This window comes from Nibrella viscosa, from assembly GCF_039541875.1.
GTDB classification, from domain to species: Bacteria; Bacteroidota; Bacteroidia; order Cytophagales; family Spirosomataceae; genus Nibrella; species Nibrella viscosa.
Genome location: NZ_BAABHB010000010.1, coordinates 21,996 through 47,862, shown reverse-complemented (window position 1 = coordinate 47,862; position 25,867 = coordinate 21,996). Strand labels below are relative to the sequence as shown.

20 protein-coding genes are annotated in these 25,867 nt (G+C 53.2%); 4 read left to right on the top strand and 16 right to left on the bottom strand.

The window, feature by feature from the left end; all coding sequences use genetic code 11:
• Position 1 precedes the first annotated feature (1 nt).
• The 5 genes from ABD931_RS20620 to ABD931_RS20600 all read right to left on the bottom strand — a co-directional run bounded on the left by ABD931_RS20620 (position 2) and on the right by ABD931_RS20600 (position 7,151).
• A complete protein-coding gene (locus ABD931_RS20620; protein WP_345269825.1) occupies positions 2-1,267 on the bottom strand; it encodes a TolC family protein in 1,266 nt (421 codons plus the stop codon).
• 57 nt (positions 1,268-1,324) lie between these two features.
• Entirely contained in the window at positions 1,325-1,954 is a 630-nt protein-coding gene (locus ABD931_RS20615) for a TetR/AcrR family transcriptional regulator (protein ID WP_345269824.1), read from the bottom strand.
• A 58-nt stretch (positions 1,955-2,012) separates the two neighbouring features.
• Entirely contained in the window at positions 2,013-2,675 is a 663-nt protein-coding gene (gene nth, locus ABD931_RS20610) for an endonuclease III (protein ID WP_345269823.1), read from the bottom strand.
• Positions 2,676-2,800: 125 nt separating this feature from the next.
• A complete protein-coding gene (locus ABD931_RS20605; RefSeq protein ID WP_345269822.1) occupies positions 2,801-5,077 on the bottom strand; it encodes an FAD-dependent oxidoreductase in 2,277 nt (758 codons plus the stop codon).
• The gene (locus ABD931_RS20600) at positions 5,052-7,151 is read right to left on the bottom strand and encodes a glycoside hydrolase family 2 protein (protein WP_345269820.1); all 2,100 of its coding nucleotides are present in this window, start codon (positions 7,149-7,151) and stop codon (positions 5,052-5,054) included. The genes ABD931_RS20605 and ABD931_RS20600 overlap by 26 nt, the downstream gene beginning before the upstream one ends.
• Positions 7,152-7,210: 59 nt before the next feature.
• On the opposite strand from ABD931_RS20600, the gene ABD931_RS20595 reads away from it, so the two are divergent.
• Both ABD931_RS20595 and ABD931_RS20590 read left to right on the top strand, forming a co-directional pair.
• Positions 7,211-7,447, top strand: a complete 237-nt coding sequence (locus ABD931_RS20595) for a DUF8507 family protein (protein ID WP_345269819.1) — start codon at positions 7,211-7,213, stop codon at positions 7,445-7,447.
• A gap of 98 nt (positions 7,448-7,545) precedes the next feature.
• Positions 7,546-7,860 carry a PIN domain-containing protein gene (locus ABD931_RS20590; RefSeq protein WP_345269988.1) on the top strand — a complete coding sequence of 105 codons (315 nt, stop codon included), beginning with the start codon at positions 7,546-7,548 and terminating at the stop codon, positions 7,858-7,860.
• On the opposite strand, the gene ABD931_RS20585 is transcribed toward ABD931_RS20590, so the two are convergent.
• The 4 genes from ABD931_RS20585 to ABD931_RS20570 form a co-directional block, all read right to left on the bottom strand.
• Positions 7,807-9,540, bottom strand: coding sequence for a sodium:solute symporter family protein (locus ABD931_RS20585; protein WP_345269818.1), 1,734 nt, complete (start codon positions 9,538-9,540; stop codon positions 7,807-7,809). The two genes, ABD931_RS20590 and ABD931_RS20585, sit on opposite strands and share 54 nt — an antisense overlap.
• Positions 9,537-12,164, bottom strand: a complete 2,628-nt coding sequence (locus tag ABD931_RS20580; RefSeq protein ID WP_345269817.1) for a glycoside hydrolase family protein — start codon at positions 12,162-12,164, stop codon at positions 9,537-9,539. The genes ABD931_RS20585 and ABD931_RS20580 overlap by 4 nt, the downstream gene beginning before the upstream one ends.
• A gap of 46 nt (positions 12,165-12,210) precedes the next feature.
• Complete coding sequence (locus ABD931_RS20575) at positions 12,211-13,695, bottom strand: RagB/SusD family nutrient uptake outer membrane protein (RefSeq protein WP_345269816.1); 1,485 nt, start codon at positions 13,693-13,695, stop codon at positions 12,211-12,213.
• Positions 13,696-13,796: 101 nt separating this feature from the next.
• Positions 13,797-16,844 (bottom strand): SusC/RagA family TonB-linked outer membrane protein, encoded by a 3,048-nt coding sequence (locus ABD931_RS20570; protein ID WP_345269815.1) that lies wholly within the window; start codon positions 16,842-16,844, stop codon positions 13,797-13,799.
• A 304-nt stretch (positions 16,845-17,148) separates the two neighbouring features.
• Between ABD931_RS20570 and ABD931_RS20565 the strand changes: the two genes are divergently transcribed.
• Positions 17,149-18,171, top strand: coding sequence for a LacI family DNA-binding transcriptional regulator (locus ABD931_RS20565; RefSeq protein ID WP_345269814.1), 1,023 nt, complete (start codon positions 17,149-17,151; stop codon positions 18,169-18,171).
• Between the two features lie 44 nt (positions 18,172-18,215).
• Positions 18,216-20,408, top strand: coding sequence for an outer membrane protein assembly factor BamB family protein (locus ABD931_RS20560; protein WP_345269813.1), 2,193 nt, complete (start codon positions 18,216-18,218; stop codon positions 20,406-20,408).
• Between the two features lie 196 nt (positions 20,409-20,604).
• Here ABD931_RS20560 and ABD931_RS20555 read toward each other — a convergent pair whose 3' ends face one another.
• From ABD931_RS20555 to ABD931_RS20525, 7 genes are all read right to left on the bottom strand, one after another.
• Positions 20,605-20,841, bottom strand: a complete 237-nt coding sequence (locus tag ABD931_RS20555; protein WP_345269812.1) for a hypothetical protein — start codon at positions 20,839-20,841, stop codon at positions 20,605-20,607.
• Positions 20,816-21,415, bottom strand: a complete 600-nt coding sequence (locus tag ABD931_RS20550) for an RNA polymerase sigma factor (RefSeq protein ID WP_345269811.1) — start codon at positions 21,413-21,415, stop codon at positions 20,816-20,818. Before ABD931_RS20550 ends, ABD931_RS20555 begins: the two co-directional genes overlap by 26 nt.
• A 444-nt stretch (positions 21,416-21,859) precedes the next feature.
• Positions 21,860-22,582, bottom strand: a complete 723-nt coding sequence (locus tag ABD931_RS20545; protein ID WP_345269810.1) for a hypothetical protein — start codon at positions 22,580-22,582, stop codon at positions 21,860-21,862.
• Between the two features lie 35 nt (positions 22,583-22,617).
• Positions 22,618-23,355 (bottom strand): iron-containing redox enzyme family protein, encoded by a 738-nt coding sequence (locus tag ABD931_RS20540; RefSeq protein WP_345269809.1) that lies wholly within the window; start codon positions 23,353-23,355, stop codon positions 22,618-22,620.
• Between the two features lie 182 nt (positions 23,356-23,537).
• The gene (locus tag ABD931_RS20535; protein WP_345269807.1) at positions 23,538-24,356 is read right to left on the bottom strand and encodes a sensor histidine kinase; all 819 of its coding nucleotides are present in this window, start codon (positions 24,354-24,356) and stop codon (positions 23,538-23,540) included.
• Entirely contained in the window at positions 24,346-24,993 is a 648-nt protein-coding gene (locus tag ABD931_RS20530) for a hypothetical protein (RefSeq protein ID WP_345269806.1), read from the bottom strand. The genes ABD931_RS20535 and ABD931_RS20530 overlap by 11 nt, the downstream gene beginning before the upstream one ends.
• A gap of 12 nt (positions 24,994-25,005) precedes the next feature.
• On the bottom strand, positions 25,006-25,641 hold the full coding sequence (locus ABD931_RS20525; RefSeq protein ID WP_345269805.1) for a hypothetical protein: 636 nt from the start codon (positions 25,639-25,641) through the stop codon (positions 25,006-25,008).
• Positions 25,642-25,867 lie beyond the last annotated feature (226 nt).

The window sequence follows — 25,867 nt, the reverse complement described above, 5'->3', positions numbered from 1 at the left end:
TTTAGTTTCCGGTAAGCGTACGGTATTGGATACGGGCCATTATCAGTTGCAGTTCGTGAAGTTTCAGGTTGAGTTGGGCCTGGTTTTCGGCATTTAGCTCGGCGGCATAGTCGCGGGCGGCAATGGCTCCGTTGTCGAGTTGCACAGCGGTGGCTTGGCGGATTCGGCTGCGCAGGGCCACAATGTCGCGGTCTTTGGCAATCAGGGCCTGAATCCGCTCGATCTCGTTCTGCTGCTGGCGCAGTTGAATAGCCAGATTGCGTTCAAAAGCCGCCTGCTGAATATCGACCTGCTGCCGGTTCAGATTCAGAATCTGGCGGTCGTTTTTCAGCGTGTACGTATTGTTAAAGGCCCAGTTCAGGCGGATACCACCGATAAAGAAGCTCCTAAAATCATTGTTCAGGAAGTTCAGACCCGGCCGCCCGACACCCGGCTGGGCAAAGGCGCTGATGCGGGGAAACCGCCGGTTGTCGGTTAATTTGGTCTGTGCCTCAAAAAGGGAACGCTGCAGGCTGTACAGCTTCAGTTCAGGGCGCTGCACAGGCAGGTTTTCCGTAGTGAGGGCGTTATCGGCTATCTGCAGCGCGGTGGTTTCGGTAATGGGCAGGCCGGTCAGCAGAGCCAGCAGGTCACGCAGGCCTTTGCGGACGGCGGCAAGTTCGGCCAGCCGCTGCTCCGCTTTCAGGTATTCGGCCTGGAGGGCGTCGAGGTTGAGTTGGGCGGCCGTGCCGAAGCGTACGTTTGCGGCTGTTTTGTCGATGCGGTTTTTCAGGTCGGCCAGCAGGGCTTCGGTGAGTTGCCGGTTTTCGTCGGTCAGCAGGGCGTTCAGAAAAAAGGTGTTCACCTGGTCTTTCAGACGATTTAGCTCCACATCTACCCTTTGCTGTTCAATGGCCGTGTTGGCCTGTTGTACCTGCCGCTGGAGTTGCGTCAGTCCACCGTCGTACAGCAGGTAGCCGGCGTCGAGCGTTAGTTTGTACTGGTCTTTGCTGATCTGAGGAACCTTAATATTGGGCAGCTCAATAGGCAGTTTGGTCACCTCCGACTGCCAGGTAGCCTGACCATTCAGCGCCAGTTGCGGCAAGCGCCGGTTCAGGTCGAGGTTGGCGAGGGTCAGGTCGCCAACCTGTTGCACCACCTCTTTTTGTCTGGTCAGCGGATAGTTCTGAATCGCGGCTGCGTAGGCCTGTTCCAGCGTAATCGTATTCTGCGCCTGCACCGCGCTTAGACTTAACCAGCCAAGGAATCCGAGCAGAACTTTATTCATAGCAAAATAGGCTTAAAAATCCATTTTAAATAGTTGTTTAATTCGAATGCAAAAAAATTATACTGGGCGGAGATACGCCATAATCATCTCCGGGACAATCTTTTTACGCTCTTCCATAAACTGGCGGAACCCATCGCTGTCAAAATCACCAACGTACGATACAATCGGGCGTGCCAATATGGGAAAAACAATATTGCCCACAATGGTCATAATCAGGTGCAAAGGCTTAATAGGCCGGATATTTCCTTTGCTGACTTCCTCCTGCAACTGTTTGGTAAAATAAGCTGACTTAATAACTTCGCGAACGTGCAGTTCTTTAAAGAAAACATCGGAACCCTTTCTGTTTTCTGCCAGAATAAATATGGGTATCAGCGGGTTATCCAGTATAAAGTCTGTGTATCGGTCGACTATCTTCCAGATCTTCACCTCTAATGGCGTCTCCTCATTAAGCATCATGACAATCCTGCCGAAAAAGGCCCGGAAGTTTTCCATATAGATGCTTTTGAACAGTTGCTCTTTGCTCCGGAAGTAATAATTTACCAGGGCGATGTTGACACCGGCGGCATCGGCAATCTGCCGGATTTTCGCTCCTTCATACCCGTACTCCAGAAAGACCTGTTCGGCTGCCCGCTTAATTTTTGCTTCGGTATCCTGCTCTTCGCCTGCCATAATAACTACCTTCGCCACAAAGGTATACTATCTTTGTGAAGTTAAACAAGTGTTTAAAATATAAATTTAAATCTGATTAGCGAACGGTAGAGACCAAGGTGCCAATCTTCTGGTAATACTGGCAAAAATGGGTCAGCGGGCATTCAGAACATTTGGGTGACCGGGCTACGCAGACGTACCGCCCGTGCAGAATCAGCCAGTGGTGCGCCTTGGGCACATACTGCTCCGGAATGTATTTGACCAGCGCTTTCTCGACGGCCAGTGGAGTCGTCGCTGTTTTGGGAACCAGTCCCAGCCGGTGCGATACGCGGAACACGTGGGTGTCGACCGCCATCGTGGGCTGGTTAAAAATCAGGGAGGTAATCACATGGGCGGTTTTGCGCCCGACACCCGGCATTTTCTGTAACTCCTCCACCGACGCCGGTACCTCTCCGCCAAACTCGGTCATCAGCACCTTCGCCATACCAACCAGGTGTTTCGCCTTATTGTTGGGGTATGATACACTGCGGATATAGCTGAATACCTCCTCGACCGACGCAGCCGCCAGCGACTCCGGCTCCGGAAAGCGTTCAAACAGGGCGGGCGTAATCAGGTTGATGCGCTTGTCGGTACACTGTGCCGACAGAATCACCGCTACCAGCAGCTCGTAAGGGTTGCTGTAGTTTAGCTCGGTTTTAGGTTCCGGGAAGTTGGTTGTGAAGTACTCCAAAAAATGGCGAAAGCGTTCTTTCTTCTGCATTCCACAAATTTAACGCTCTTTGCCCCTTCCGAAAACAGAATGCCTTTCCGGCAGGCTAAATAATTGACGGTACCGGAAAGACAATCCCCGCAGCAGTAAAGTTTTATAAGTGCCCCATCAACCAATCAACCACCCTCATAGCACCGTACCTCCATAAGCGCTGCCGGAGCGCTGCCGTTGACTGACTTGAGGTGAATAGTCAGGCTGCTGGTTTCTACAGGCTGTTCAAATGTGATGGTGTTCCGGCCCTGATGGTTGTCTGGCTGGTGGAAAATCCGCTCCTGCCGGTCGTTGCAAAGGATGTATTCTTTCACGCAGAATGGCACTACCGTTTCGGGATGGGTCATCAGAACCGATTCGAGGGGATGGTCATAGTCGGCATCAAAAAACAATTCGACCCGGCGTAGTCGCTTCGGCTCCGGCCACTGCAGCATCAGGGTAGGGTTAGGGTCGGTCGGGTCGGCAACCCAGGCATTGGGCTGGCGCACCGGCCGCTGAATACCGTTCCGCACGTTATCAGGACTGAATAACTGAATGCCCGGTTCAATCCGAAGGGCGATGTTGTACCCCTTCGGTCGCCGTTCGGGGCACCAGAATTCAAAGGTATCAACGCCAATGTCTTCGGTCGGTTCCTGCTTGCCGTAATTGGATACCGCCGGGTTGATCTGGTTGAATACCGACAGGACCCCGGTGACGCGCAACTGGCTATACTGGAGCCGGACGTGTTCGTTCTTTAAAAAGCAGATAAAGCCGTATGCCGGGTGGTCCATAACCGTGTCAAATGCTAAGTCAACTTCCTGTTTGCCTTTGATTACTGGTATGTCTAAGGTAGCCAGCGTGACATCAGGTGTATGGTTATCGGGCTTGCTGCTGCGCCGGAACTCCACCGTCAGCGTCGTATCGGCATCCGCCACCACCCAGGCCGTTAGTCGCGGCACCGGCCCCTCAGTCAGCGGCAGCATCTGGGCGGCCGACTCGGTGAGCGACCGCAGTGGACCGTCCGGGGGCAGTTCCCTTACGACCAATTTACTGGATGCCGTGAGGATAGCCTGATGCGTTAAGTCGGCCGGGTCGTGCAGGGGCAGGCCCGGAATGTGCTGCCCGGTTTTTAGCAGTTCCTGTTGTAATATTGACGGTTGTAGAGACGCAATATGTTGCGTCTCTACACGGGTACACAACGCAGCCGCCATACCCACGGCCTGTCCCACATGAGCACTGGTACCCATCACCCGCGACGAGCCAAATGCCACATGGCTGGCGCTGATAATCCGGCCGGCCAGAAACAGGTTTCGGATGTTCCGGCTATACAGGCAGCGGTAGGGGATCTGGTACAGTCCCTTGCTGTGCCACTGGTTGCAGCCGGGCTTTTCGCTGAATACCCCATCAGCCGGATGCAGGTCGATGGACCAGCCGCCGAACGCTACGGCATCAAAGTGCGTTCGCTGCTCGACAATATCCTGCTGACGAAGCAGGTAATCGCCCTCAAACCGGCGGCTTTCGCGCTTGCCGGGTATCTGCCCAACCCATTCCAGCGTCAGGGTTTCGGCCTCGGGGAACTGGCCGGAGTTTTTGATGTGGTTCCAGACGCCGTACACCACCTTCCACAATTCCCATTTAATGGTTTCGGTATCGTGAACGGTATCCAGACGGCCGCCGTACTCCAGCCACCACAGTTGGCAGCCGTGTTCTTTGGCGTTGAAGCGCCGGTAGCGGGGGATTTGGGTAATATCCTGCAAGGCATAGGCGGGCGGTACAAACCGGACCGGCCGGCCCGTATCTTTCGTATAGAAGTAAATGGAATGCCCCAGCAACTCACCATACTCGGCCGTGGGGGCAAACTTCTCCCCGAACTCCTCCCGCGACTCGGCACCCATCCGAAACGCGGCTCCGGCCTGAAACGCCACTATACCATCGCCGGACGCATCGCAGAACAGCGGAGCTACCAGCTCATACAGTGTGCTGTTCTGGCTGCAAATGGCTGTTAGGCTGCTGATGGTTTCCGCATCAGCTTTTTCCACCTCGTATACGACCGTGTTCAGCAGCAGGGTAATGTTGGGTTCGCTGATGCACTTTTCGAGCAGGATAGTATCGAAAATGAGCGGGTTTCCTTCCGGGTTGCGGTACAGGTTTTCAATCAGGATTTCGTCGATAGCGCCCCCTTCCCGCGCCCAGCGGTTGTTGTTGCCCATGTGGGAAGTGGCACCCAATACCCACAGCCTGACCTCGCTGGAGGAGTTACCGCCGAGCACCGGCCGGTCCTGCACCAGCACCACCCGAATACCGGCGCGGGCCGCGGTAATGGCGCAGCACAGACCGGACAAGCCGCCCCCCACCACGATTAAATCTGCTTCGTGCCGTACCGTTTTGAGTGCACGTTTATCGGTTGCTTGTTCGCGGATCATTCGTCAGGTCGATGGTTTTTGAAACAATGGAGAACCCCGTCGGCTTCACAACGTCCAGCGTTATCGTCTGGTCGAAGCCACGTACAGGAATGGTTATATCGGCGCTCTGGCCGGGTTGGAGGGTGGGGAGGTTGTAGCCTGGAGTTTCACTCCGGGCGTTAATTCTTGACTCGCCCGGAGTATAACTCCGGGCTACACGCACCAAATACCCCTTCACCGTATAAGCCGGAAAATCCTTACGCGCCGTGACCCGCACCTGCAACTGGTGCTGCCCTTCCGGACCGGGTGTAAAGCTGAGTTTTTCGATGGTTACGGGTGCCATTTCTTCGCGGTGGGTTTCGTACAGGGGGCGTTTGCTGCGGTCCGGTCTGACCAGACCCCACGGCCGGTAGCCGTTCGGGTTGGTCCCGTGGAAGCGGCTCTGGTAATCGTTGAACGACCACCACGACGCGCCGATCACATACGGCAACTGGCGAATGTCTTTCAGAAACTGCTCCAGATGGCTGACCTGTCCCGCTTCACCGGATTTCGTATCGGACCGGATTCCGTATTCGCTGATAAAAATCGGCTTGTCCGGATACAGCGAATGAATATGCTTCAGTACGTGGAGGTGATTGCCGTAGGTATTCGTCGAGACAAAATCGACGTACTGACTGGCTTCGTCCTCGGGTTTTTTCGGCAGGATGTTCAGCCGCATGGAGGCAAAGGTGTACAGTCGGGTGGAGTCCAGGGAGCGGGCATAGGCAATCATATCCTTTGTCCACCGCTGGCCCGCAGGCGTTTCAGACAGGTATTCGTTACCGACGCTGTAGGCAATAACGCTGGGATGATTCCAGTCGCGTTCGGCCATTTCGCGGAACTGCTGCCGGAACTTGGTGCGGATGGTATCGTTGTCCATCTGCTTCGGGGAAAGTTGCCAGTTACCGGCTTCCGTGATGATGAGCATCCCGTTGCGGTCGGCCCAGTCGTAGATGGTTTCGGAGGGGGTGTAATGGGTGAGCCGTTGGAGTTCCATGCCGGCTTCTTTCATCAGCCGCAGGTCTTTTTCGATGAGCCAGTCGGGTTCCATGGAGCCCAGGCCGGGATAGTCGATCACCCGGTTGCCGCCCGCCACCTTAATCGGCTGCCCGTTGAGCAGCAGTTGGGTATTCCTCACTTCCACCTTGCGGATGCCGAAGTTGGTGGTTGTAGTATCGCCCGCCATAACCACGCTTAACTGGTACAACTGCGGATTGTCGAGGCTCCAGAGGGTAACGTCGGCCGGTTTCAGGCTGGTTTCGGCAATCAGCACCGCCGTCTGGCTGGCTCCAACCGGTTCAGTGCGCGTTTTCCAGGGTACTGTAAGGGTGCGTCCGTTCTGCACAACGATAAACGCCGGCCGGGGCGATGCGGTTTGCCCGGTAGTGTTCCGGATACGCGTTTTTACCCGCAGGGTAGCCGTACCTTTCGCTAAATCGGGGGTGGCTTCTACTTTGACATTTTCGACATAAACGGCCGGTTCAACCGTGAGGTAGACCGGGCGCAGGAGGCCGCCATAGTTGAGCCAGCCCGGAAACTGGCCACCCTGCGCGTCGGCTTCCCGGTATTCGTCTTTGGCGCCCGGTATGGTGCCGCGTCGCCAGGTATTGTTGTTTACCGATACGGCTACGGTATTCTCGCCCGCTTTCAGGTATTCGGTAATATCGAACTCAAACGGCGTGTAACCACCTTCGTGCGAACCTACTTTCTGGTTGTTAATCCAAAGTATCGTTTCGTAGTAGGCACCATCAAAGTGCAACAGTACCCGTTTGTTGGCGGCAGGCTGCCAGGGAAAGGTACGGCGGCACCAGGTGTTGCCGGTATAGTTCAGATACCGGTTATCGGCCGAGAAGCAGTGCGGTACAGTCACTTTGTCCCAACGATTCGTGGGGTAGTTATCGCGGTACCACTGTTCACGTTCGCCTACGGCTGCCGGGTCCAGCGTAAACAGCCATTCGCCATGCAGGGGTATCGCATTCGGCTGCCGTATCGTGTGCTGGCTGAACGCCGGAAGCGTTTGAATTGAGAGAAGTAATATTGCAATGTATTTGGTCATAATTGGTTACGTAAGACAAAAAGGTTTGGCAGTGCGTTATATTTGTAAAAAGCTGAACTATGGCTACTTCGCAAACCACGCCTTCGAAACTGAGCAATCTGCAAATGGAGTTGCTAAAGCTGTATCCGTATAATATTTCGGAGGAGCAAATTCGGGACATCCGGAAATTGCTGGCCGATTACTTTGCTCAGCAGGTTGACGATGAAATGAATCGCCTTTGGCAGGAGAAGAACTGGAATGAGCAGACGCTTGAAGGCTGGAAAAACGAACACATGCGGAGCCAGACTGCTGAATAATGAGAGTAGTTCTGGATATAAACGTGTTGCTTATCGCATTACCTGTAGCATCTCCGTACCGTCCGATTTTTGACGCGTTATGAGCCGGTCGGTTCGAACTGGTTGTGAGCAACGATATCTTGTCTGAATACCATGAAAAGCTGGCGGAGAAGACAACAGCTTCAGTGGCTGATAATGTCATTAAGCTGTTGTTGTCACTCGATAATTTGATACTCCAGTCGGTGTACTTCGAATGGGGCTTGATGCACAATGATGCCGATGATAACAAGTATGTCGATTGCGCACTCGTTGCGAATGCCGACCACTTAGTGTCTGAAGACAAGCATTTCAATATTCTGAAAGACATTGATTTTCCAAAGTTATCGGTTCTCCGAATTGACGAGTTTCTTAGTCTCCTGCGTACTCTGCACTAACTGAATCCGTTGCGATGCCCGCCAGGGAATAAGGGCCGCCAGCAGAATGACTCCGGCAATGCCGGCCGTAATGCCTGCTCCACTAGTAGCCAGCGCACTTAACCCGAACAGCATCACGCCCGTAAACGCCAGTGAGAAAGCAATGACCCGCAGGCCAAACCGGTTCTGTTTCCGGACTTCAAAGGACTCTCCAGTATCTACGTGCAGCAGAGCCTCTTCCCGTTTCTGCGCCCGGGTGGCCCGGTAACGCAGGTACTCTGCCGCTATAGCTTTCTTTTGGCCGGCGTATAGTTCGTATGCTAACAGCAACAGCAGCGGCAACCCGACGCCGATTATTGTCTCGGCACCTCGCGTCAGCTTAAAATCCAGCAGCCAGGGCGACAGGATTTTGAAAAACAGATTCACGGCCAATCCAATCACCGTAATCCAGAGGGTGGTCTGGCTGGTCAGGCGTTTGGAAAACAAGGCCCAGAGCGGAGGGGCCAGCAATGGGCCGCCCGAGATGGCCGAGATGCTGAGCACCACTTCCACAATGCCCCCGGCCGCCGGTACCAGCAGTGCAATACCGATCATACCCAGTCCGAAGAACCACGATGAGCCACGGGCCACCCGCATGAGTTGTTTATCGGAAGCTTTCGGGTTGATGAGGCCTTTGTAGATGTCGTTGGTAAATACCGCCGACACCACGTTTAAGGCCGTGTTGGCGCTGGCAGAGGTGGAGAAATACATACCCGTCAGCATCAGGCCGAGCAGACCGGGCGGCAGCACCAGCCGGCAGATCATCAGGTACGCGTTTTCGGTGTCCAGGCCGGTAAGCGAGGGGTTAATGGCTTTATAAATCATCGGCGGAAACATCCAGATAACCGGGCTGACGAGGTAGAGGGCTGCAAACAGAAACGCTACCTTCCGCGCCGATTTGGGACTATCTACACTGGTGTACCGCTGCACAAAGGTCCAGTTGCCGCCGATGTAGGCGATGTGGTAAATCACAAAAGCCAGCACGAAACCAAGCGTGTATTCCCCGTTCAGCAGGTTGAAAAAATTATCGGGAACGGCACTGGTAAACCCCTGCAATCCCCCAACGCGGTCCAGCGATAAGGGCAGCAGAATAAACACGGCCGCTGACAGCACGACGAATTGGAGTATGTCCGTTACCATCACCGCCCAGAGTCCACCCACGGCCGTATAGGCAATCATGAACAGCCCCAACCCAATTGTACAGGGTACCAGCGGCAGATTCAGCGACACACTGACCAGCTTCGCCACCGGGTACAGCACCGAGCCTTTGATGAAAACCGATACCAGCGTAAAAATGAAAATATAGGCTTTCTGCACGGTAGTGCCGAGCCGTTCGCGGATGAACTCGGCGGCCGTGAGTGCCCCGGCGGCTTTCCAGCGGGGTGCCAGAAAAAGCCCCGTCACCAAGGCACCGATGCACATAGTCCACTGAATGGTAATGGCTACCCAGCCGTGTTTGTAGGCAATCGACCCCCAGGCCACGAACGTACCGGCCGAGAAGAAACTCATGAACAGCGACAAGCCACCGATGAACCACGGCACGGCCTCCCCACCCGCAAAAAACGATTTCAGGTTGCGGCCCGTGCGGGCAAACAGCATCCCTATGCACAATACAAAGGCCGAAAAAACGACAATAACCAGCGTATCTATGGTTGTATTCATTTCAAAGAAGTTCGGTCGCCGGTCGGCGCATAGGATACTGCAAGGACTTTCATGCCAAACGCCGGTATCTCCAGCGATACCTGTCCGTTGTTTGCCTGTACATCGCCACTCGAGTCCAGCCACTGCATTCGGGTGATCTGCACGTTTTGTTCCGTTCCAATCTTGTCCTTGTCCAGCGAGAAGCTGAGCTGCGTTGGCTGCGCCCGGTTGTTCAGCAGGGCTATATACAGTTTATTGGAGCCGGTGGACTGCGACAGGATGTAATCAACGGACGGGCTGTTGGCGCGTAGCAGCCCTTCCCGGATAATCAGATTGGCTTTGTCGCCGTATACGGTGCCGGGCGCAAAACCGTAGGTCTGGTGCGGCCCCACTTTAGGTGTTACAAAGCCTCTCGGGAAGTTCACCTTGCCACCCGACCGTAGTTCGGCTTCGGCCAGCAGGTAATCGGTAATCCAGCCGATTTGCCACCAGGCATGGTGCGGATACGGACCGGCCCCCCGGTTCATGGCGTTCCAGTAATAAGATGCCACGCTGGTTTTGGGGTCGACGAAAGCATCCCGGCCAATAGCAGCCGCCCGCGCCATATCGGCAAACAGTGGTTCTTTGGTCAACCGATACAGACGGATGAACATGCCTGCGTGACTGGCCAGCTGAATAGGTCCCTGACGCGTAGCCGAACCAAAAATGCCGCCATGCTCAAAGCTCAGCCCCGATTGCGCAATTTCCCAATCCTCCCGCTGCACTCCATTCACCATCTTAACCGTCCGGTTTGGAACGGGGTGCGTGTAAATCGACGTGGTGTAGATTTTAGCGGCCGTGATGGCCGCGTCTTTGTAGCGGCTATCCTTTGTCAGGTCGTACAAATCCAGCAGGGCCTGCGCCGACTGACCGGTAGCGAAATCGGGCGCGTAGCGGGCATCTCCGCACACGCCGAGGAAACTGCCGGTTTTGACTGCGTTCGTGATAAACCAATCGGCCCCTTTGCGGGCCGCCTGGAGGTATTTAGGATCTTTCAGCAGGCGGTAGGCCACAATCAGGCCATAGAAGGTAGGCCGCAGATCCTGCACATCGTTGAAAATCTCCTGCTCGGTATGCCGGTCGTAGGCCACCGCCCAGCTTCCGTTGGGTTTCTGCCAGGTCAGCAGCCGGTCGGCACCCAGCCGCAGGCGGTCTTTCAGGTCAGCGTTGTTCGGGTCAAACAAGAGCATATTGCCCATATCGAGCAGGGTGTAGTAGGTCAGGCCGATGGGTTCGACAATTTCACCCCACTCCTCCACAAACTTCTTCGACTTGGCCAGGTAGTACTGCCCCACCGCAGCTCCCCGGAAAAAGCCGTCCTGCGTCTGCTGCTGTGCCAGTTTAAAGTTCAGCGCAAAGGGCACTACCTTTTCCGTCAGCAGCGGGTCGCGGGTCGCCGTCGCCAGCATCCACATGGCCCCGTAGTCGGAGTTCTTCATGGCGTCTTTGTTGGAGCCGACCACCCCGCCCAGGTACGACTGCGCCCCAATCTTTCGCCCATTGAACTCCTCAATATTCCACATCGACGTTTGCGGATCGGTGAGGTAGTGGTGCATTTTTTCGATGCGATCGGTCAGGGATTGCCTGCTTTGCCGCAGCGCCAGCGATTCCTTGAACTGGTAAATGTCGTAGACGGCATGATTCAGCGCCCTGAACCAGTCGCCGTCCGTCAGGCTGTAGCGAAACGTATAGCTCACCTGCTCCCCCGCTCTCAGGGCTGACATTGGCTCACCCAGCACGGGGTAGTAGAGGGTGGGTGAAAGCTGGGCTTTGCGGTTCATGTGCGACAGGCCGATGTTCCAGTCTGTCTGGGTGATTTTGTCTTTAGCCCAAGGGTCACGGGCTAAACCCGGCTCCGGAATGATGGACAGCGTTAGGCCATCTCGTGTACTGACCATCGGCGAGAGCGTACTGGCGCAGCGTTCGCGGTAGATAATCGGCAGCGCCGGAATACCGTGGCCATAGGCATAGGCCTGTGCAAAATTGGGCTGAAGCTTGCTGCCCTGAAAATACCCCGGCACCGTGGCCCACGCGAGTTGTGGCTCACTAACCGTAGCCAGCGTAGGGCTGGCCAGCGAATAGTACCCGGCCTTTTTCGCCGTCAGCGTCTGCTTCACCACAATGTCGGACGGAAATTTCGGGTCCAGCGTCCAGTCGGTTGTGATTGTGCCCGCTTCGGTCTCCTGCCGAAAGCGGAGGCTGTTCGTACCAGCCTGTTTTGCGTCCTTCGGATAGAAGTGGTAGGCGGTACCAGCCGTGTTCAGCGACACCGGATTGGTGCTTTCGTTCCACTGCACCGTCTGGTAGTGGTATTTCGGTCCGGGAAATTCTTCGCCCGTAATCGTTTTGAACGTAGTCGCCGGAGCCGTTGAGGGTTTCTCTGCGGCAAACAGCAGCGTGTTCTCGCCGGAGGGCGTCGCCAGGTTCACCCATTGCCGGCCTTTTCGCACCGCCACCTGCCGGATTTGCCAGCCGTTAGCGGTTAACTGCCAGGAGACCTTTACCCGGTCGGTTGCCAGCGACAAGGGCCGGCCCGACTGAGCCCAGGCTACAGAACAGCCTAACCAGAAGAGATATAGGGTTTTATTGATCCAGGAATAACGCATCAGGTAAGTAGGTTACTATGAAACTAAAGTTCTGCCGGTGTATTACCTACTTCCAGTCGGCGTTCTGGTCCAGCTTCGGATTGGCGTTAATTTCATCCTGCGGTATGGGGAAATAGCGATTCTTCGCCTGCACCGGCCGCGTCGGATACACGTTGTTCACCGCTTTCGACAGCGCCGTCAGGTACTTGCCCGTCCGCGTTAAGTCATACCAGCGGTCTCCTTCCGCGAAAAATTCCCAGGAACGCTCCTGCAACACGGCGTCGATGAACGCGTCTTTGCTCAGGCCGCTGCTCAGGTCGGGCAGACCGGCCCGTTTCCGCACGGTATTGATAAAGCCGTACGCCAGGGCCGTTGCGCCGTTCAGCCGGGCTTCGGCTTCGGCGGCAATCAGGTACATATCCGGCAGCCGAAGGATGGGGATGTTGTTCAGGTTGCCCGTTGACGAAATTGGGTCCTGGTACTTCTTAATTAGCACTCCCTGCGTGGTGATGGGCGTAATGTTACGCTGAGCTACAATTTTACCGGCTTTATCCACAAAGTTGGTGTCCAGCAACTGCCGCCGTTTGTCGTTGGGACTGAAGGAGTCGAAGAACGACTGGTAAGCAAACATGGAGCCGAACGACGTTTTGGCGTATTCTGGTCCCGCGCTGGAGGCCGGGCCGCACAGACCCGTCAACTGAGAGCCTCGGCTGGGACTAAACCCGCCTTCCGATTCAAACGCCCACATGTTTTCGATCCGGGCAGCATCCTCCCTGTCGTAGCGGTACACATCCCGCACATCGGGCATCAGCGAATACTTGCCGGAGTTGATCACCTCCTGCGCTTTCTGCAGGGCCTTTGCCCAATCCTCATTATACAAAGCCGCTTTGGCGTACAACGCATTCACTACATCCTTCGACGGTCGTCCCTTGTCCACGTTCGGGTAGGAGGGAAGCCCCGCGCCTAACGCCTGTTCAAGGTCACTGTAAATCTGCTTGTATACATCCGCTTTGGTGCTTTTACCCACAATAGCCTCCGTCTGGTTAACACTGGCTTTGGTCTTCACCGGTACATCCCCGAAGTTCTTCGTCAGCGTCCAGTGGTAAAAGGCACGCATGAAATACGCTTCGCCGACAATCTGGTTTTTACGGGTGGCATCCATGGTGGCCGAAGGTGCTTTTTCAATAATCCAGTTCGCTTTCTCAATACCATCGTAGCAGGACGCCCAGATTTGCTGGGGTGATTCGTTGGTGCGTCCGGCACTCCGTTGGGTCGTATAATTCGGGTCGTAAGAGAATAGCGTCAGGGTATTCCGACCCACAACGGCTCTGGGATAGCTCTGGTCGGCGCTCAGGTCTGAAACAAGTGTCAATGCCGGTCCGGCACACATATCGGCCAGTGGGTCATACACGGCTATCAGCCCTTTTTCGGCGTCGGAAGCGGTCTTGTAAAACGCTTCGGTGTAGATGGACGAGTAGATGGTTTCATCCAGTTGGCAGGCGGCAAGCGCGGTTCCTGCAAGTATATAGATGGCTTTGGTTAACGTCTTCATTTTTGTTAATAGGTTGAGTAATTGATTGGTTCATTGGTTCATTGGAGGCTGATTGTCATGAAACCAGTTAACCAATGAACCATTGAACCAATCAACCAAAATCAAAAAGTAACTTGTAAACCACCCAGGAACGACCGGGCCGGTGGGTACACGAGGTTATCGACGCCAATGACGGTATTCGAGCCGGCGTAGGTGTTTACTTCCGGGTCGAAGCCGGTGTAGTTGGTCAGCGTAAACAGGTTGTTGCCGCTGACGTAAAGGCGCACCCGTTGCAGCCCGCTGATTTTCGGCAGGGTGTATCCCAGTGTCACGTTCTTGCAGCGGATATACGAGCCGTCTTCGACAAACCGGTTGCTGACGGGTAAACGGCTGCCCTGAGCGGCACTGGCGTATTCGTTGCTCGGATTGGTGGGCGACCAGCGGTTCGCTACGCCCTTCAGCAGGTTGCGCTGTCCCAGGGGCGTTTCAAAGGCAAAACGGGCCTGGTTGTAGATGTCGTTGCCCTGTGAGCCGGACAGAAACGCGCTCAGGTCGAAGTTGTGGTACGACAGATTGGTGGAGAACCCGAAGATGAATTTCGGATTGGGGTTGCCGGTAATGGTCTGGTCGGCGGCACTGATGGTCCCGTCGCCGTTGAGGTCTTTCACCTTATGACCACCCAGTCGCCCGTCGTAACCGGGCAGAATGGTCTCGCCGGTCTGGTTAATGCCGTCGAACACATACGTCTTGAACAGGCCCAGCGGCTGCCCGACGCTCAGAATGCTGTAGGTAGTGACGAAGCGTTCCTGGGTAGTACCGCCGTCGAGGTCCAGCACGTTATTACGGTTCACGGTCGCGTTGGCCGACACATCCCATTTCACGGCTCCGTTCAGCACGCGGGCGTTGGCGGCCAGTTCAATGCCTTTGTTTTCCAGCGCGGCAAAGTTGCCGACAATGCTGCCGTAGCCCGAGGAGAGCGGCAGGGTTTTGATGTACAGCAGGTCGCGGGTTTTCTTGTCGTAGACATCCACAATCAGGCTGAGCCGGTTGTTGAACAACCCCACATCCAGACCGATATCCGTCTGCGTCGATTTCTCCCAGCGTAGGTCGGGGTTGGCAATGCCGGTAGGGTTGATACCCGTCAGGTACGTATGGTTGAACTGGTAATCGCTGCCCGACGACGAAACCGTGGCCAGCGACTGATACGGTGAAATGCCGCCCGCGTTGCCCGTAATACCCCAACTCGCCCGTAGTTTCAGGTCGGTCAGCCAGCCCACATTCTTCAGGAACGGCTCTTCGATCAGGCGCCAGGCCGCCGATACGGCCGGAAAGAAACCGTACTTGTTATTGGCTCCGAACTTACTCGAGCCATCTACGCGGGCGGTCAGGTCCAGGAAGTATTTGTCACGGAAACCATAGTTAATCCGGCCCAGGTACGAGTCCAGCCGTTCTTTGCTGCGGCTGCTGCTCACCGTCCGGTTCAGGGCCAGTTGAACGGCTTCATTCGCGGTGGCATCGTTCGGAAATCCGCTGGCGCTGATGGTGTTCGAGTTGGCGAGATTGCTCTGGCTGGCAAATACACCGGTAAACTTCAGGGAATGAGCCGTAGCCAGCGTGGTGGCGTAGGTCAGAATACTTTCGTGGAGCAGTACCGTGCTGTTGCCGTTCGATTTGGAGCCGGAGCCGGAATTGTCGTTCAGGTCGTTTTTGGCGATGATGGATCGGGGCGAGTAGGTATCCCGCAGGCTGCTCTGTAAATCGACGTTGAAAGAGACCCGGTAGGTCAGCCCTTTCAGCAACGTAGCTTCGCCGTAAACATTGGCCAGGGTCCGCCGGATGCTCGTCTGGTTCAGAATCTGCGCCAAGCCCAACGGGTTGGTGACTTCGCGATACTGGCCGTTGGCCTGCTCGCCAAAGGGGAAGAGTGTGCCATCGGGGCGGTAGGCCTGTAAGGTCGGCGGGGCACCAAGGGCCGCTCCGAGAATGCTGCTGGTCACCACATCGCCATCGCCTAAGCTGGCGGTACCGTAGGGTACTCCTTTATTGACCGAGTAGCTGCCCAGGATGCTGGTGCCGATTTTCAGCCGGTCACTAACGCGGTGGTCGAGGTTAACCCGGTAAGAGTACCGCTGAAAATTGGAGTTGATAAGAATGCCGTCCTGGTTGAAATAATTTCCGGAGAGGGCCAGTTGCGTTTTCTCCGAACCGCCGTTGATGCTTAGCTGATGGCTCTGGATGGGAGCCTGGCGGAAAATCAGGTTCTGCCAGTTGACACCTTCGCCCAGACTGGAGGGGTTCTGGTAAAAGTTGTTCTTGAAGACTTCGTTTTCGAGCTGTGCAAACTCGGCCGCGTTCAGCACCGGCAGGGTTCTGGCGGCTTTCTGGACACCGTAATATCCGTCGTAGGTAATACGGGTTGCGCCCGCTTTGCCGCGCTTGGTCGTAATCAGCACCACGCCATTGGCAGCCCGGGAGCCGTAGATAGCCGTAGCCGAGGCATCTTTCAGCACCTCTACCGATTCAATATCATTCGGGTTGATGGTCGAAAGCGGGCTCACATCAGTCAGGCCCCCGCCGTTGGAAATCTGAATGCCATCGACAATGTAAAGGGGCTCGGATGTACCGTTGATGGAGTTGGTACCCCGAATCCGGACGCTGATGTTGCCGCCCGGTGCGCCTGAGTTCTGGTTAATCTGCACTCCGGCCACCCGCGCCTGCAAGCCCTGCGCTACGTTCACCACCGGGGTCTGCACCAAGTCGGCCGCTTTCACCGACGCAATAGCGCCCGTCGTTTCAACTTTCCGCTGCGTACCGTAACCGACCACTACCACTTCATTCAGCGAACGGTTGTCGGATTGGAGTGCTACGTCAATGGCAGGCTGATTAGAAACCGGCACTTCTCTGGTGACGTACCCGATGTACGAGAAGGTTAGCGTAGCCCGGCCGTCGGGAACAGACAGGCTGTACCGGCCATTCGCGTCGGTGGTGGTGCCCTGCTGCGTCCCTTTAATTATTACGTTGACACCGGGCAGCGGTTCGGATGTGCCGCCGGTCGTTACCTGCCCACGAACCGTAAGTCCCTGAGCGTTCTGGGCGATCAGTGGCAGTGAACAGAGAGACCACACCAGTAGCCAAAGACTGGCTCGTGCGATGAAGGGTATAGGTTGCATAGGAAATAGAGGTTGGTAGAAAATGTACAATTTTAATTCCGTTAGGTAAGTGAGTAGTCAATGATTAAGTGTTCATTTTAAAACTGACACCTTTGGTACTCAAAATGATTGCTTTTGCTGTTTTTTGAGACTTTATGTTGATATTACAACAGCAGGAGAGAAACGCAAGGGAATATTTGAAATATTTTTTTGGGAACATTCCCAATTTTTTGGGAATGTTCCCAAAATTTAGGTGAAGGAGAAATGGAGGAGAAGAGTAAGGGAGTAAGGTCTTCTATTGAAATTATGATAAAAGTGCAATTTTATGAAAGGGCACCAAACAACGATTATTGACATTGCCAACGCTTTGAACCTGTCAAAGTCAACCGTTTCGCGGGCATTGACGGGGCACCCGAACGTAAAGACTAAAACCCGGGAGCAGGTGCTGGCGCTGGCAGCTCAGATGGACTACCAGCGGAACCAACTGGCTATTTCACTGCTCACGAGTCAGACAAAGACTATAGGCATTATGGTGCCGGAGTTTTTGAGCTTTTTTTTTCCGAAGGTAATTATCGGAGCGCAGGAGGTGCTGGCCAAAGCCGGATATAACGTAGTCATCTGCCATTCCAACGAATCGTACGAGACGGAGATGGCTAATGCGCGGGGATTACTGGCCAGCCGGGTCGATGGCCTGCTGGTGTCGCATACCAAAGAGACCCGCAACTTCGACCATTTCCGGATTTTCGAGCGGAAGGGCATCCCCGTGGTTTTCTTTAACCGAATCTGCGAGGATATGGCCGTATCAAAAGTAACGGTCGATGATTACCAAGGGGCCTTTCGGGCGGTTGAGCATCTGATTGAAACCGGCAAGCGCTGGATTGCGCACCTGGCCGGTCCCGACTCATTGCAGAACAGCCGCAACCGCCTGAACGGCTACCTGGACGCGTTGAAGAAGCACGACCTGGCCGTAGACTCTTCGCTCATCATTTCCTACGACCTCACCCTTGATAAAGCGAACATCTACGTCAATCACCTGCTAAATCTGCCCCAGCCGCCGGATGCCTTGTTCGCCATCAACGACCCTACAGCCATTGAAGCGCTAAAAGTGATTAAAGCCCGTGGCTTACGCATGCCCGACGACATTGCCGTTGTCGGTTTCAGCGACGACCCCATCTCTGCCCTGGTTGAGCCTGGCCTGACCACCGTTGCCCAGCCCGTTACGGAAATTGGTGAGCAGGCGGCCCGGCTGTTGCTGAGCCAGCTTCAAAACGACGACGATCGCTTCGAGCCCGAAACCGTCGTATTACCCACTTACCTGATTATCCGGGGTTCTTCACGGCCTTCTTGACAGGATTTCCGCTAACTTTAAGCTACCTAAACCTTGTGCTTCCTATGCTTCGAAGTCTTTTCCTGATCGTTTTACCGGCAACGGTGGCCTTTTTGCTGGTGAATGCGCGATCCCAACGGCAGAAACCCGCTCCTTTTAAAAACCAGAATTGGTTGGTCCCGTCGCGGCCCGGCTCCACTAGCGCCGGCTACGATTGGCCCGAGTACAATGGTGGCCCAGACCGGAATCACTATTCCCCACTTACGCAGATTGACACCAGTAATGTGTCCCGGTTGAAAGTTGCCTGGGTGTATGCGTCCGGCGGAGCGGATACGATTCGGAATACTACGCAGATGCAGTGTAACCCGGTTGTAGTTGGTGGGGTACTTTACGGCGTATCGGCCGGTTCGCAGGCCTTTGCACTGGATGCGGCAACGGGCCGGGAACTCTGGAAAACCGCCTTCACCGATGAGACCTTTAGCATGACCAGCCGGGGCGTTACGCATTGGACCGACGGAAAAGCAAGCCGGATCTTCTTTGCTTACGGAGCCTACCTGTACTCACTGGATGCCCGTACCGGCAAGCCTGTTGCCTCATTTGGGAATGGAGGAAAAATAAACCTGAAAGATGGACTGAGCCGCCCTGGTGCCGATGATTACGTCATCTCAAACACGCCCGGTGTTATCTACCGAAACCTGATTATCATGGGTACACGTGTCAGCGAAAACGCACCCGCGTTACCCGGCGACATCCGGGCCTACGACGTTCAGACCGGTCGTCTGATCTGGACCTTCCGCACCGTGCCGCGTCCGGGCGAATACGGCTACAACACCTGGCCCAAAGACGGCTACAAACATGTAGGGGCAGCCAACAATTGGATGGGTATGGCCATCGACCGTAACCGGGGTATCGTTTATGCACCAACAGGTTCGGCTGCCTTTGACTTCTACGGTGGCAATCGCCCAGGAGCCAATCTGTTTGCCAACTGCCTGCTGGCGCTGGATGCCGCCACCGGCAAACGGCTCTGGCATTACCAGACCGTTCACCATGACATCTGGGACCGTGATATTCCGGCACCGCCCAATTTGTTTACGGTCACCCAGACCGGCCCCGACGGTCGGCTCCGGCGCATCGATGCCGTTTCGGTACTGAGCAAGCAGGGTTTTCTGTTCGTCTTCGACCGGGTAACGGGTAAGCCCCTGTTTCCGATTGAAGAGCGGGCCTTTCCGGCTTCGGACATACCCGGTGAGCAGGCCTGGCCGACCCAGCCTATTCCGCTGAAGCCAGCCCCGTTTACCCGGCAGGGCTTTACCGAAAAAGACATTAACCCGTACCTGTCGGCCGAAGACCGGGAGCAGGTAAGGGCCGAATTGCGCCTGGCGAAAACCGGTGGGCCTTTTCTGCCCCTTGGGCGGGAGCGTACCGTATTTTTCCCCGGCACCGACGGTGGACCGCAGTGGGGCGGGGCGGCTGTGGACGAAAACAGTATCCTGTATGTGCCGGCCAAGGAAAACCCGGTGTATTCGTCGTTGAAAGAGGCACCTGCTGGGCAGGTGGTGGTCGCATCCATAACTGGTAAGAAGCTCTACGAAGTAAACTGCGGCTCGTGCCACGGCGTTGCCCGCGAGGGGAGCCACGACGGAGCCTACCCCTCCCTGCTAAACGTAGCCTCCCGACAGAGTGAACCATCGGTACATCAACTGCTGAGCAAAGGGCGGGGCATGATGCCTGCTTTCACTCACCTGAAAGAAGCGGAGCGCAAAGCTATCGTCGATTTTCTGTTCGGAAAAGAATCGTCTGTAGCTGCCGAAGCACACCCGGCCCGGACCACGGTGCCCTATACCCATACCGGCTACAACCGCTGGTATGACGCCAAAGGGTATCCCGTCAGCCGGCCACCCTGGGGTACGCTAACGGCCATCAACATGAACACCGGAACCCATCTCTGGCAGGTGCCACTGGGCGAGTATCCCGAACTCACGGCCAAAGGCATTCTGCCGACGGGTACGGATAATTACGGTGGGCCGGTTGTTACCAAAGGTGGCTTGCTGTTTATTGCGGCATCGCGGGATGAGAAAATCCGGGCTATCGACCGCCAGACTGGCCAGATACTCTGGCAGGCACCATTGCCCGCAGCGGGCTACGCTACACCAAGTACGTATTCGGTGAATGGCAAGCAATACATTGTTATTGCCTGCGGGGGAGGAAAACTCCGAACTAAATCCGGTGATAAATACATGGCCTTTGCGCTGCCTTGATTCGGCTTAAATAAGTAACCTCTATGGCTACCTATTTTAAACAAAAACGACCGCTTTAGTCTGAAAGTAAAGCGGTCGTTTTTGTTTACGCACGAGTGGTGCGTGAGCCAGTAAATTAATAAAAGTCCGTACAAAGAGCAGGTTATGCTGCTCCGTCAAACCGCTGAAAACAAAACAACCCATCGGCCGGCGATAATCAGGCTAATGGGTTGGGGGTGTAACTTCGTGAGTAATCAAATACATTTTGAAGCGTCTGCCGGCGCGGCTGGCGTTCAATCCGGTTCATCAGGGATCTTAACTCGAGCGTGTCGAGAAAAAAGGCCATTAAGTCCGGCTCAGACATCAGCGCATCTTCAATCAGCAGGCTTTCCTCTTCCGAGGTTTCCTCATAGACATACCGGATTACGTCATCTTGGGTAAACGTTTTTATCATAGCTAGGAGCACGTTTGCTTAGTTGCTTACGCAGATTTATTAAAGCATAACGCATTCTCCCCAAAGCTGTGTTAATACTGACGCCGGTCGCATCGGCAATCTCCTGGAAACTCATCTCCTCGTAGTGCCGCATGATTAGCACCTGTCGCTGTTGCTCCGGCAATCGCTGGATTAGCTCGCGCAAATGCTCATGTGTTTCCTGCCGAATCTGTAACGACTCAATGGAGTCCTCAGCAAATTCCAGCGAATTAAACACATTGCTCCCGTCTTCAAACACTACATTGGGGTAGCGTTTATCTTTTCGGAAATAGTCAATTGCCAAGTTGTGAGCGATCCGAATGATCCACGGGAGGAACTTGCCTTCTTCGTTGTACCGACCCGACTTAATGGTTTCGACCGCTTTAATCAACGTATCCTGCATTAAGTCTTCCGCCACATATTGATCCTTAACAATCAGGTATATGGTTGTATAGATCTTGGACTTATGCCGGTGAACTAATTTTTCAAAGGCTTTTTCACTACCACGGATGTACAGGGAAATAAGCTCACTGTCGTTAACCTGGGCTTTCTCCATTTTCAGTTATCAATTAGTTAACGTAGAGCCGTGCTTCGATAGTGTATGTGGTGGTTAAAGTTTTTGGTAGTGAAATTTAGAGACTATCAAAAATAAAACATTTGCCTAGTCTTTTGCAAGTGTACACTCAAAATATTTTGTGAGTGGTATCAACACACTTACATTCTTTGTATTTTCTGTAGTGATGATGCAAAAGTAATTAAAATTCGGCAGATATGGCTTTTTCCGTGAAAAAATTTACCTATACCTGCTTTGTACCATATAGACTCTTAAATAAGCCAAATGGTTTAAACGCTTACCAAAGAAATAGCAGGATGTACTCACCAGGGGCGCTAACCGGGCTTTCTCTGCGTAGAATTTGAGCAAACGGGACCAGGGCCGATGCTTTATAAAGAATAACGCTAAGCAGAATGGTGCTGCTTAGCGTTATCCGGATTTTACGGGTCAGGCCGCTACCACTTCCCGTTGCTGCCACTGCTCTTTAATCGCTTCTACCATAGCGGCAAACCGGGGGTTTATCTTGTCGGACTGGAAAAAGATAAGCTCCAGTTCGCATTGATGAAACGAATCAAAGAATCGGGCGTTGGTGGTCCCTTGCAGGCAATTGATCCCGCCCATCATTCTTAATAGATCAGCCGCATTATGCTTTACTGTAGCGGTGGCAACTGCCACGGCGCCACCAATCAATTGGCAAAAAGCCCAGCAGGAAGCGGCTAGCACTGTGCCGGTTAGCTTTTCACTGATTTGCCGGTCAACCGCCCAACCCCCCGGCTCTACAATAAACGGGTACTTGCTTGCCGACTGATCGATAAAATGCTGAATAGCGAAACTGTAGAGCGCTTTTTGCCCCGGTTCCATCCGTTCCAGCACGTGGTACAGTTGCAGGAACCAGACCGCAGCGCCACTTACATACGTCGGAATCCGCATAACTCCGGTGATGGCTCCTTCCTGATTCCGGATAATTACGTGGTACGATGCGTAGTCCAGCTTCGTATAGTGTCGCCCGGATCTATCCAGCGCACTGGCCGGAATAGCCTGATCCTGCACGTAAATACGACCCCGGAAGCGTTGAATCTCCGCAATGGTCTGTTCATAGGCATCGGTCGTCGGCATAGAAGCAACAATTGGCAGGGCTCCCGCGTAGGGTGCAATCAACGAGAGGGTCATACTAGAAAAGAGGTTAAAAGGAGGAAGGAGTAGGGTTACAGGCTTTCGTAGGCGTTCAGGTAGAACTCGCCGTAGGCGTGTTGCAGGGCGGCCCGCCAGATCGGTAGCGGGTAAACGGCAGCAAAACAGTCGAAGCCGTACTCGATGGCCGCTTCGGCTTCCGGGTACTCGGTCACAATTCGCGCCACCATGTTCGACATCAATTGCGCGTGGCCGATGTCTTCCGTTGCATGCTCATCAATAAACGCCTGTGCTTCGATGGGGAAGCCTTTAGCGGCCAGAAACTGCTGCGCCCGCTCGGTCAGAATAGGGGTTAGGCCCTCGAACAGATACATATAGCCCAGGTATGCAAACGGATTCTCAAACTGCGCAATCATGCGGCAGGTAGCGGCCATCGCCAGCGACTCGGGTGTCATCCGGCGGCTGCGGGCCCATTGCTCATCGCCACCGAGTTTGATAAAATCCTTCAGCGCCATTTCGCCGTGATCTACTTCGGAGAGGTCGTGCAGGATCAGGGGCTTCATCAGGTCCGGCCGGTCTTTGGGCAAGCGGCTGATAGCCATAAACGTAGCTTCGGTCACGTGCGGGCCGTACGAAAACACCTCCAGCAGAATGTATTTGATGACGGTAGCTACGAGTTTCGGGTCGGTGTTGGGAGCCGATACAATCTGGTACATCTCGCTCCGCTCCACCTCCTTGAGCACCAGATCAATTTTGTTGTCAAGTTTTTGGACAAAAGCTTGCGCTGATGCTGTAACAGTTTGTTTTTTCATGAAAACAGTCAGTAGATATTGATTTGGATCACAGATCAAAGTTACCTGACTGGTGAGCGAGGGGGTAGGGGAGTTTGTAGGAAATGGATGGGGAAAATACCCGTCCGATAAATAGGGTTTTTTCTGATATGAAAATACAAAAGCCTGTCCTTTTGACAAATAGCGGGACAGAAAACGTTTTATTATAAACTATCCTGTTCGTGTAGGGGTAATTGGAGATCAACAGAAGTGCCCTGACCGGGTGCGGTTCGGAAGGTACATACACCGCCAATGAGTTGTATACGGTCTTGCATGTTACGCAGCCCTGCCCCGGAACCATTCAATTCCCGGTGTAGGGCTTCATCAAAGTCAAAGCCTTTTCCATTATCTTGAACTGATAACTGGAGTTGATCGGTCTGATAGCATAGAATTATGCTGATACGATTGGCACCGGAATGCTTTATGGCATTATTCAGAACTTCCTGAACAACTCTAAACACAACGATCTCCTTCTGAAAGCCCAGAGAATAAGCTTCCCCTTCAACCTGTAAGCTGGTTTCGTACCGGCGGGTTTTTTGCAGGCGATCTAACTCGTGGGTTATGCTCTGGACCAGGCCAAAGTCCTGAACAAAGTTTCCATCCAGACTTTTGGATAAGGCCCGAATGTCTGCAACGCTTTGATCAATCAAATTACTGACAGCGCTTGCCTGTTCATGTAACTCGCCCGATTGGGTACTTTCTTCAATAATGCTAATATGAAGCTTGATTACTGACAGTATTTGTCCGATGTTATCGTGCAACTCCCTGCCTATACGTTGCAGCGTCTGATTCTGTACTTCTACCTGAGACTTCAAGATGGCTTGCTCGTAGGCAGCTTTAAGATCATTTTTCTCTTGTAGGCTCTGTAATTTCCTGCGTTGGAACAGCAAAGCGAAGCTGACAATAAAAACCGCCAGTAATAGAAAGACGATTGTGCTAATTAAGCCCAATAAGTATAAGTAGGAGCTACCGCTATCGTTCATCCTGGTTTCTGGCGGCTATGGCAAATGCAATGCTGTACATGATGTAGCGCAATATATTCAGGATGTAGTTTAAGTAATAGAGTTTTTTTGCTAAATCAGGAGAACGGCTATATAGGATGTGGTAAAAGCCGGTGGCAAATAAGTTGCCGGTGTAGAAAAACAAAAGAGCTGTGGCGATCCAGAATAGAGGATCTTTTCCTAGAATAATGATTTGGTCGCTGCGCAGAATGTCCCAAAAGTATAACAGTACTACCCCTAGGGTTAGGACGCCCATGGCGGTAAATACATCGGTGGCGGCTGTACGCTGATTGAGGTTGAAGACTAGCTGGTATACTCCGAATAGCGCCAGTACTACTATTGAAAAAGTAAAGAATTTCTTTTTAATGAACAAATTGGTTCCTGCTTCTCTATATAGCTTTACATAGATTGCATACTCTAAAGGAATCATTAAGCAATAAAGTGCTTTTGTCAGCTTTGCATCAGGATCGGGTATATACTCTAATGCGAATTCTGATAAACAACTGACAGCCAAATAGATGGTCAGCCAACGTAAAAATTTAATTTTTATACTACTGTGGTATAGTAAACCGATTGTTACTGTAATTACCATGACAAGTGTAGTCAGGTCGGATAGCATTCATAATGAGCTTTAGAAGCTTAACGATGGCTGCTCGCCTTGTGGACAATTAGGTGAGCATAACTTATGGGAGGATAATAAATGTCTTTCTTTCTGGAGGTGAACATGGTCATGTAGCCAGCACCAGTCAAAATCATTTGGCGCATTATCATTTCCCACCACCATTCTAAAATATTTATTCTGCTTATCTCTATGAGCGCGATCTGTGTTCGGAATTAACTCAGTAAAGACTAAAATATATTGCAGCCTTCCCATAAATATACAGGGATAGATTCGAATACCATCAAATTGGGGCTCCAATTTTCGTAGATTTGCCTCAACGATTTGAAGGTGTTGTTGAATAGTACCAGCTTCAAAGCGGCCATATTTAAGAGTTGTATCTACTGTTGGGCATAAGTGTGGATTTCGGACTCTTGGAGGCTTTACTTGATTTGTGTATGCTGTATAAAGCCCTTGAGCTTGATTCTTACCACCAGTTAATCTTGTAGCTGTGAATGAAAGTGGAACTGAAGCTTGCCGCTCAGAAGTAGCCGTTTTGCCGATAGTCGTAGAATCCGTATCGTTTGATTCACCTTCTGAACGTTGCTTTGTTTGGCTACAAGCAAAAATTATGGCTAGGAAAAATAGAAAATAAGCAAGCGTTTTCATGGCATAAATTTTTTCATATGAAATTTTTGCTAATATCCTTTTAAGCTGAAGAATATACAAGTGAGAATTCACAGTAATTTCCGGGCTTTTTCACGTTTTGGTTTTCCTAGCTTACTTAATTTGACATATATTACAGGTTTTTATAAAGCATGGCACCCGCGTCGAGATTTCCGTACCTCCGCCGGTTGCAGCCTGAGGCCGTTCTTCAAAAAATTTGCAGTAATTA